Origin of the sequence: Bordetella sp. (assembly GCF_051960075.1) — a bacterium.
Taxonomy (GTDB): Bacteria; Pseudomonadota; Gammaproteobacteria; order Burkholderiales; family Burkholderiaceae_B; genus Bordetella.
Window position 1 is genome coordinate 1 of the sequence record NZ_JBQCER010000025.1, and the last position, 8,991, is coordinate 8,991.

Below are 8,991 nucleotides of genomic sequence, written 5' to 3' on the forward strand. Positions count from 1 at the left end.
AAAGCGGCATGCCCTTGCGAGGCATGCCGCTTCGATCCTGACCGGCGGGGCCCAAAGCCCCGCCCGCCCGGGGATCAGTTCTTGGACTTGTCCACCAGCTTGTTGGCGGCGATCCAGGGCATCATGGCGCGCAGCTTGGCGCCGACGACTTCGATCTGCGATTCGGCGTTGATGCGGCGGCGCGAGGTCAGCGTGGGCGCGCCGGCGGCGTTTTCCAGGATGAAGCTCTTGGCGTATTCGCCGGTCTGGATGTCCTTGAGCGCCTGGCGCATGGCGTTCTTGGTGTCTTCGGTGACGATTTTCGGGCCGGTGACGTACTCGCCGTACTCTGCGTTGTTGGAGATCGAGTAGTTCATGTTGGCGATGCCGCCTTCGTAGATCAGGTCGACGATGAGCTTGAGCTCGTGCAGGCATTCGAAGTAGGCCATTTCGGGCGCGTAGCCGGCTTCCACCAGGGTTTCGAAACCGGCCTTGATCAGTTCGACGGTGCCGCCGCACAGCACGGCCTGCTCGCCGAACAGGTCGGTTTCGGTTTCTTCGCGGAAGTTGGTTTCGATGATGCCGGCACGGCCGCCGCCGTTGGCGCTGGCGTAGGACAGGGCCACGTCGCGGGCCGAGCCGGACTTGTCCTGGTAGACGGCGACCAGGTGGGGCACGCCGCCGCCCTGGGTGTAGGTCGAGCGCACGGTATGGCCGGGGGCCTTGGGCGCGATCATGATGACGTCGATGTCGTTGCGCGGCACGACCTGGCCGTAGTGCACGTTGAAGCCGTGGGCGAACGCCAGGGCGGCGCCCGGCTTGATGTTGGCGTGCACTTCGTTCTTGTAGACGCCGGCGATGTTCTCGTCGGGCAGCAGCATCATGACGATGTCGGCGCGCTTGACGGCCTCGGCCACTTCGGCGACGTCCAGGCCGGCATTAGCGGCCTTGTTCCAGGAGGCGCCGTCCTTGCGCAGGCCGACCACGACCTTCACGCCCGAGTCGTGCAGGTTGAGCGCATGGGCGTGGCCTTGCGAGCCGTAGCCGATGATGGCGACCGTCTTGCCCTTGACCAGAGAGAGATCGCAGTCCTTGTCGTAGAAAACCTTCATGTTCTTGCTCCGTATTTTAGAAATGGGGCGCCGGATTCGTCCGGCATGTTCGGTAAAAAGGGGGGGTTAGATTTTGAGTATGCGTTCGCCGCGGCCTATGCCCGACACGCCTGTGCGCACGGTCTCCAGGATGGCGCTGCGATCCAGCGCCTCGATGAAGGCCTGGTTCTTGCCCTGGTCGCCCGTGAGCTCGATGGTATAGGACTTGTCGGTAACGTCGATGATGCGGCCGCGGAAGATGTCGGCGGTGCGCTTGACCTCTTCGCGCTCCTTGCCGACCGCGCGCACCTTGATGAGCATGAGCTCGCGCTCGATGTGCGGGCCTTCGGTGAGATCCACCACCTTGACCACGTCGACCAGGCGGTTCAGGTGCTTGGTGATCTGTTCGATTACCTCGTCCGAACCGACGGTGATCAGGGTCAGGCGCGACAAGGTCGCGTCTTCGGTGGGCGCCACGGTGAGCGTTTCGATGTTGTAGCCGCGCGCGGAAAACAGCCCCACCACGCGCGACAGCGCGCCCGGTTCGTTTTCCATGAGAACGGAAATCACGTGTTTCATGTCAGTCTCCGTTCACAGGTCTTCGGAACCGAGCAGCATCTCGGTCAGCCCGCGGCCGGCCTTCACCATGGGCCACACGTTTTCGGTGCGGTCGGTGATGAAGTCCAGGAACACCAGGCGATCTTTATGCTTCTTGAAGGCTTCGCGCAGGGCCGGCTCGACGTCGGCAGGCTTGTCGATGCGCAGGCCGACGTGGCCGTAGGCTTCGGCGACCTTGACGAAATCGGGCAGCGAATCCATATAGGACTCGGAATAGCGCGAGCCGTAGTCGATCTCCTGCCACTGCCGCACCATGCCCAGGAAGCGATTATTGAGGCACACGATCTTGGGCGTGAAATGATACTGCTGGCAGGTGGAGAGCTCCTGGATGTTCATCTGGATGGAGCCTTCGCCGGTGATGACGGCGATGTCCGAGCCCGGGTTGGCCATCTGCACGCCCATGGCGTAGGGCAGGCCCACGCCCATGGTGCCCAAGCCGCCGGAATTGATCCAGCGGCGCGGCGCGCCGAACTTGTAGTACTGCGCGGCCCACATCTGGTGCTGGCCCACGTCGGACGTGACGAAGGCATTGCCCCCGGTGACTTCCCAGAGCTTTTCCACCACGAACTGCGGCTTGATGAGCTCGTTCGAGTTGGCGTATTTGAGGCATTCCTTGCCGCGCCAGGTGTCGACCTGGTCCCACCAGGCCCGGGTCGAAGGCGGCTTGGTCTCGGCCGATGCGGTTTCGTACAGCGCGCACAGATCCTGGATCACGTCCTTGACGTTGCCGACGATGGGCACGTCCACCCTCACCCGCTTGGAGATCGACGACGGGTCGATGTCGATGTGGATGATCTTGCGCGCGTTTTGCGCGAAGTGCTTGGGGTTGCCGATGACGCGGTCGTCGAAGCGCGCGCCGATAGCCAGCAGCACGTCGCAGTGCTGCATGGCCATATTGGCTTCGTAGGTGCCGTGCATGCCGGGCATGCCCACGAAACGCGGATCGTCGCCGGACGTGGCGCCCAGGGCCATCAGCGTGTTGGTGACCGGCGCGTCGAGCAGATTGGTCAGCCTGCGCAGCTCGGCGGCGGCATCGGACAGCACCACGCCGCCGCCGGCGTAGATCATCGGCCGCTCGGCGGTGAGCAGCATCTGCACGGCCTTCTTGATCTGGCCCTGATGCCCCTTGTTGACGGGGGCGTACGAGCGCATGCTGATCTCACCCTTGGGCGGCGCGTACTTGCACGTGTTGAACGAGACGTCCTTGGGGATGTCGACCAGCACGGGGCCGGGGCGGCCGGTGCGCGCAATGTAGAAGGCGCGCCGCATGGTTTCGGCCAGATCCTTGACGTCGCGCACCAGAAAGTTGTGCTTGACGCAGGGCCGCGTGATGCCCACGGTGTCGCACTCCTGGAAGGCGTCTTCGCCAATGGCCGCGGTCGGCACCTGCCCGCTGATGATCACCATCGGGATGGAGTCCATATAGGCGGTGGCGATGCCGGTGACGGCGTTGGTCAGCCCGGGGCCGCTGGTGACGATGCACACGCCGACCTTGTTGGATGAGCGCGAATACGCATCGGCGGCATGCACGGCGGCCTGCTCATGCCTGACCAGGATGTGCTTGAATTTTTCTTGCTTGTAGATTGCGTCGTAGATGTAGAGCACCGCGCCGCCCGGATAACCGAATACGTGTTCAACGCCTTCTTCGGCCAGGCAGCGCACGACGATGTCGGCGCCATTGAGGTCTTGCATGATGGTGTGTTCCTTTCCTTTACCGGCCCCGGTTTCCTGGCGGTCGAGCCCGTACAGCGGATAGCTGGGCGCAACAGGGAGTGGACGGAATCAGGCAACACGACCAGCGCTTTGCGGTTCACGGAACCGCGCCACCCGGACGCCTTGCCGACCCGGCCCGCGCCCGTCAGGATCGCAGGTAGCAAACAGGTCGAAATGGAAGCCTCGATCCAACTCCCCCGGTAAGGGGCGTGCGCTTGGTTGGCGTGACCGATGGCAGGGCAATACTGGAAGGATGGGGCCGGGAGGTAACCGGCGAGCGCCTTCTGCGCGCCCAAGACCTGGTATGACCCCGGGCGCAAGAACCGTCTAATGTACAGGGTTGCCGTGGTCCTGGCAAACCGGGGCCTACTGCTTGCGGCGAAACACCAGTTTGTCGGCGCCGGAAGCCCCCGCATCGTAGGCATAGCCTTCGGCGTCGAACCCCTGAAGCCCCTCGGGCTTGGCGACCTTGTGCTCGATGGCATAGCGCGCCATCAGGCCGCGGGCGCGCTTGGCATGGAAGCTGATGATCTTCCAGGCGCCGTTCTTCCAGTCCTGGAAGACGCATTGCACCACCCTAGCCTTGAGCGCCTTGAGATCGACCGATTTGAAATACTCTTCGGAAGCCAGGTTGACCACCACCGGCGCCTTGGCGCCGGACTGGCGCTCGTTGAGATAATCGGCGATGGTCGACCCCCAGTACGCGTACAGCGTGCCGCCCTTGGCGGTGGCCAGCCGCGTGCCCATCTCCAGCCGATAGGGCTGCATCAGGTCCAGCGGGCGCAGCGCGCCGTACAGGCCGCTCAGGATCACCACATGCTCCTGCGCCCAATCGAGCTGTCTGGCCGACAGCGATGCAGCCTGCAGGCCCTCGTAGACGTCGCCGTTGAAGGCCAGAATGGCCTGACGCGAATTGTCCTGCGTGAACGTGGGCTTCCAGGCGGCGTAGCGCGCCACGTTCAGTTCGGACAGCGCCGCGCTCAGGCTCATCAGCGCGCCGATGTCCTGCGCCGACTTGGTTTTGAGCACCTTGATGAGCGCAGCGGCCTGCTTCACGAACAAGGGCTGGGTATGCGCCTGCACTTGCACCGGGGTGTCGTAGTCGAGCTTTTTGGCGGGAGACAGCAGCAAAAGCATGGATCGTTCCTTTTCTTCCTTTTTTACTCAGCGCGCCGTCCAGCCGCCGTCGACCGGAATCGACATGCCGGTGACCTGCGCCGCGGCGTCGGAGGCCAGAAAGACCGCCGTGCCGCCCAATTGCTCGGGCGTGACGAACTGCAGCGACGGCTGTTTTTCGCTGAGCAGCTCGCGAGCCGCGTCGTCGGTGGAGATGCCGTCCTGGGTCGCCAGGGCATCGATCTGCTTTTCCACCAGCGCCGTGCGCACCCAACCCGGACAGATGGCATTGGCGGTGATGCCCAGGCCGGCCGTCTCCAGCGCCGTGACCTTGGTCAGGCCCACCACGCCGTGCTTGGCCGCCACGTAGGCCGACTTGTTGACCGAGCCCACCAGGCCGTGCACCGAGGCGATGTTGATGATGCGTCCCCAGCCCTGCTTCTTCATCAACGGCAGCGCGGCCGCCGTGCCGTGGAAGACGGCCGAGAGGTTCAGGGCGATGATGGCGTCCCACTTGTCGACCGGAAAGTCTTCGATTTGCGCCGTGTGCTGAATGCCCGCGTTGTTGACCAGAATGTCGATGCGACCCAGCTTGGCCGCCGCGTCGGCCACCATCTTGCGCACGGCTTCGCCGCGCGACAGGTCGGCACCGTCGTACAGCACCTTCACGCCGTATTTCGTGGCCAGATCGGCACGCAACGCCTCGATCTGCCCGGCATCGCCGAAACCGTTAAGCACAATGTCCGCGCCGTTCTGGGCGAAGGCGGTGGCGATGCCCAGGCCGATGCCGCTGGTCGAACCGGTGACGACGGCGACTTTTCCTTTCAACAACATGGGGGACTCCTCGGGTTTTGATTTTTTGACGGGCGCCTCGTTCGGCGCGGCATGAATGCCTGCAACGGCAGAGGCCACAGTGTAGTGCGTGCCCTATGCACCTCTCGCGGCCAAGCCGTTTTCGTGCAAGACTGCTTTACGCTGGTTTTTTGTCGCTTCGGCTCGTATCAGGTTTTCAATTGTAAAGTTCTCCGTGCAACGTACCGACAACACCCAGCCTTCCCGCTCATTGCCTCGCGCACAAATCCGATCACGTCTGCAGGCGGGCGTCGTTGCGATCTGCATGCTGTTCCTGGTGCTGGCCTCGACCTTGCTCTGGTATCAGAACGGAGACTACCAGGGCGCCCGGCGAGCGGCATCCGCGTTCGAGACCCTGCGGGCCGCACTGATCGCCATGGAGAAGGTGTCGTTCGAACGGGGCCCCGCCAACGCGGCCATGGGCGAAGAATCGCCGCTTTCGGCGCAAGTCGTGCAGGCCCTGCAGCAAGCCCGGCACAACACCGATGAAGCCTTTGCGCGCCTAAGCGAGCAACTCGCCGCCGAGCGATGCCCGCGCTGCGCCACCGACGCAGCCGAGCTTGGCGAGACGAAGACCGCCCTGTTGCAGGCGCGCGCAAACATCGACCGCATCGTACAGAGGCCGCGTTCGCAGCGCACTCCCCAGATGCTGGACGACGCCATCAACCGCATGGTGGCCATCGTCCCCCAGCTCATACCCATCGTCAACGACAGCAACCTGTCGGTGATCAAGGGCGACAACAACGCGCTCGACACGGTGCAGATGGCGTTCCTGGCGGCCATGCTGCGCGAGCAGGCCGGACTGCTGGGCTCGCGCTTTACCGGGGCGCTGGGTACGCGCCGCGCACTCAGCGATGCCGAGCAGCTTGCCATCGAGCGCTCGCAGGGCCGCATAGAACAGCTCTACTGGCTGCTGGAGTCGTACCTGACCGACCATCCCCGGATGGCCATGCAGGCTTTCCGTCAGGTTCAGCAGCAGTATTTCACCGACGGCCTCGCCTACGTCAATGAGGTGCGCCGCCGCGCCAGCGCCGACGGTAACGACACGCCAACCACTCGGGAGTTCGCACAGCGGTACGTGCCCATGATGAGCGCCATCATCGGGTTTCGCGACGCCATGCTCGATTCCACTGCCGACGAACTGCGCCGGCGCTGCGCCGATCTGCAGCTGCGGCTGCTGCTCACCGCGATGATCGGCCTGGCGTCGACCGGCCTGCTGGTGCTGATGCTGGTGCTTTTCCGCCGCTACGTGATCCGCCCTTTCAACGAAGCCACGCAGGCGGCCACCGCCATCGCGCAAGGCGATCTGGGCGGCCGCGCCACCGAGCGCCGGTACCCTGCCGAGATCCGCAAGTTCTTCGAGGCCATCGACATCCTGCGCGAGAGCGGCCGCACCCGGGTAAGGCTGGAGCAGGAACGTCAGCGCTTGATATCCGACCTGACCACCATGGCGGAAACGGACTCGCTCACCGGCCTGCTCAATCGCCGCGCCTTCGAAGGCCGGGTCCGCAAGCTGAACTCCACCGCGCCAGACCCTGCGCAGCCTTCCTGGGTGTCGATGGTGCTGTTCGACATCGACTATTTCAAGCGCGTCAACGACACCTATGGCCACGATGGCGGCGACCTGGCGCTGGTCAAGGTGGCGGATTTATGCCGTGACGCCTGCCAGCAAAGCTCGGCCGGCGTGGCGCGCCTGGGCGGCGAGGAGTTCGCCGTGCTCTTCGAAACGAGCGATCCGACCCAGGCAATCGACGCGGCCAGGCGCTTTCGAGCAACGCTCGCCTCGGCCGTCATGCGCGCGGCCGACGGACGCACTTTCACCATCACGGCCAGTTTCGGCATTGCCTTTATGAAACGCGGCAAGCACCCCAACCTGCTGGCCGCGCTGCTGCGCCGTGCCGACGCCCTGCTCTACCAAGCCAAGGGGGCCGGCCGCGACTGCATCGCAGTGCAGTCGTTCGACGACGAGCAGGCACTGGGCGAGATACTGCGGGACTGAATTTCTCTGGAACGGAATTTTCAGGTAGAATGCTTGGCTTTGCTGCTTGGCCGTTGTCTTTTTCGACATGCGGGTCTGGCAGCGAAGATAACTGCGGACTTGTCGACCACATTGAAGTCCTGCGGCGCGGTACCCCGGAGAGGTGGCAGAGTGGTCGAATGTACCTGACTCGAAATCAGGCGTACGGTAACCCCGTACCGTGGGTTCGAATCCCACCCTCTCCGCCAAGAAATCAAGCACTTAGGTGCAAATCAGAAGCCCCGTCAAGGGGCTTTTGTTTTTGGTGTGGTGGGGGAAATATTGTCCGGCCTTACTTTCCCGTCAGACACATCTGCCGCTCAGCCAGCCGGCGATTCCAGACGCCCCAGCATCCGCTGTCTCGCCGGCTGCAATCCTTGCCTCCGGCGAACTTGTAGAGCAGGAACACGTCGCAGGCTTGCGGCAGATCCCGGGCAATGAGCTTGGTCCGCAGGCTCGAGCCCTGGTAGCCATTGGATATGATCACTGAAGAGCTGCACCGCATCTGGTCCGCCGTTTATGGACATCCCGCATGGTCTGTACAGAAAGGCCACGGTAGCTTTCTTACCTTGGAGTTTGGTCAGCCGGAGCTTCGTATACGAGAGCCGAAAACATTTCCCTCATCTTCATCTCTAAGTGAGAAAGCCAAGGAAAGCTTTGCCCGCAGACTTGTCACTGTGACCGGGCAATGGCATCTATGGATCTACTGCTGCAACTGGTCGATCATCTTGCATGGCAAGGAGCTTGCCCATAGTGAATCGCCGGACGAGACCATCGCTTCCAGCACTTTCCGACTGGACGGACAAGAGCTGCTTGCCGTCGAGCAAGGAGCCACGCAGGGTGAATGGAGATTCGTCTTCGACCTGGGTGGTGAGCTGAGGACTTGGCCGTACCAGGATGAACCCCCGACGGAGCAATGGATGCTCTTCGAGAGGGGTACCGGCTACGTCCTCGTTGCCGAATCGGACGGTAGTTGCTCCTATGGCCCAGGCAATATAAGAAGAACATAGATGCCCACTCGAAGGCATACGCCTTGTGGCAAACGCGATGTCAGTTATTCGGCTCCTCCGCCGTAGTGCAGCAGGCCCAGGCGCTTGTCGATACGAACGATGGACCACGAGAGGCTCGACACGCTGCCTTTAACGCACTGCTAAATGCAATGCAGCGCGACTTGATGAAGTAGCCCGTGGAAGATAAAGGCAGTTGGCTGGGCGGTGCTCGTGGTGCTGGGCCAGTGCGTAGCGCAGGATGCCTATCAGCACGTCGAGGCGCTGGTGCTCGCGTTGTTGAGGTGATGACTGGGCAAGCCGCCCTCTCCCCGCCGCTACCGCGTTTTGGCGGAGGGCCACACGGGGGAAATCGGGAGCGCAGCGCGGGCGCGAACCGCATAAATAAGCGGATCAAATTTCAGATCTATATGCTACGGTTGCAGTCGCCTGACAATTGGGGACTGATTATGAGAAGACGGTACCTTGCATCGACGTGTCTCGCCATCACAGCTGCTGCCCATGCCGGCTCGTAAGCTTCCCCGTGCGGTAGACAGTCATCAGTAGAATATTCGGAGCCTCCCCCGTTAGGAGTCTCCCTTGAAGAAAACCAGATTTA

The 8,991-nt window shown here is 62.9% G+C and carries 8 protein-coding genes and 1 tRNA gene; 3 read left to right on the top strand and 6 right to left on the bottom strand.

What is annotated here, in order from left to right; translation table 11 throughout:
• Positions 1-74: 74 nt before the first annotated feature.
• The 5 genes from ilvC to ACTHJ1_RS03215 all read right to left on the bottom strand — a co-directional run bounded on the left by ilvC (position 75) and on the right by ACTHJ1_RS03215 (position 5,348).
• Positions 75-1,127 carry a ketol-acid reductoisomerase gene (gene ilvC, locus ACTHJ1_RS03195; protein ID WP_440187588.1) on the bottom strand — a complete coding sequence of 351 codons (1,053 nt, stop codon included), beginning with the start codon at positions 1,125-1,127 and terminating at the stop codon, positions 75-77.
• Positions 1,128-1,157: 30 nt separating this feature from the next.
• A complete protein-coding gene (ilvN, locus tag ACTHJ1_RS03200) occupies positions 1,158-1,649 on the bottom strand; it encodes an acetolactate synthase small subunit (RefSeq protein ID WP_440187570.1) in 492 nt (163 codons plus the stop codon).
• 12 nt (positions 1,650-1,661) lie between these two features.
• The gene (locus ACTHJ1_RS03205; protein ID WP_440187573.1) at positions 1,662-3,380 is read right to left on the bottom strand and encodes an acetolactate synthase 3 catalytic subunit; all 1,719 of its coding nucleotides are present in this window, start codon (positions 3,378-3,380) and stop codon (positions 1,662-1,664) included.
• A gap of 387 nt (positions 3,381-3,767) precedes the next feature.
• The gene (gene yaaA, locus ACTHJ1_RS03210) at positions 3,768-4,538 is read right to left on the bottom strand and encodes a peroxide stress protein YaaA (protein WP_440187576.1); all 771 of its coding nucleotides are present in this window, start codon (positions 4,536-4,538) and stop codon (positions 3,768-3,770) included.
• A gap of 27 nt (positions 4,539-4,565) precedes the next feature.
• Positions 4,566-5,348 (bottom strand): 3-hydroxybutyrate dehydrogenase, encoded by a 783-nt coding sequence (locus tag ACTHJ1_RS03215; protein WP_440187591.1) that lies wholly within the window; start codon positions 5,346-5,348, stop codon positions 4,566-4,568.
• A 196-nt stretch (positions 5,349-5,544) separates the two neighbouring features.
• Between ACTHJ1_RS03215 and ACTHJ1_RS03220 the strand changes: the two genes are divergently transcribed.
• Both ACTHJ1_RS03220 and ACTHJ1_RS03225 read left to right on the top strand, forming a co-directional pair.
• Entirely contained in the window at positions 5,545-7,368 is a 1,824-nt protein-coding gene (locus tag ACTHJ1_RS03220; RefSeq protein ID WP_440187579.1) for a diguanylate cyclase, read from the top strand.
• A 136-nt stretch (positions 7,369-7,504) separates the two neighbouring features.
• Positions 7,505-7,595 (top strand) — tRNA-Ser (locus ACTHJ1_RS03225).
• 83 nt (positions 7,596-7,678) lie between these two features.
• On the opposite strand, the gene ACTHJ1_RS03230 is transcribed toward ACTHJ1_RS03225, so the two are convergent.
• Positions 7,679-7,873 carry a hypothetical protein gene (locus ACTHJ1_RS03230; protein ID WP_440187582.1) on the bottom strand — a complete coding sequence of 65 codons (195 nt, stop codon included), beginning with the start codon at positions 7,871-7,873 and terminating at the stop codon, positions 7,679-7,681.
• Here ACTHJ1_RS03230 and ACTHJ1_RS03235 point away from each other — a divergent pair.
• A complete protein-coding gene (locus ACTHJ1_RS03235; RefSeq protein WP_440187585.1) occupies positions 7,866-8,396 on the top strand; it encodes a hypothetical protein in 531 nt (176 codons plus the stop codon). The genes ACTHJ1_RS03230 and ACTHJ1_RS03235 overlap by 8 nt on opposite strands.
• The last annotated feature ends 595 nt before the right edge of the window (positions 8,397-8,991 follow it).

Coding starts and splice junctions, on each gene's coding strand:
- yaaA (WP_440187576.1), bottom strand. CDS start 4,538: ATGCTTTTGCTGCTGTCTCCCGCCAAAAAGCTCGACTACGACACCCCG.
- ilvN (WP_440187570.1), bottom strand. CDS start 1,649: ATGAAACACGTGATTTCCGTTCTCATGGAAAACGAACCGGGCGCGCTG.
- ACTHJ1_RS03235 (WP_440187585.1), top strand. CDS start 7,866: ATGATCACTGAAGAGCTGCACCGCATCTGGTCCGCCGTTTATGGACAT.
- ACTHJ1_RS03205 (WP_440187573.1), bottom strand. CDS start 3,380: ATGCAAGACCTCAATGGCGCCGACATCGTCGTGCGCTGCCTGGCCGAA.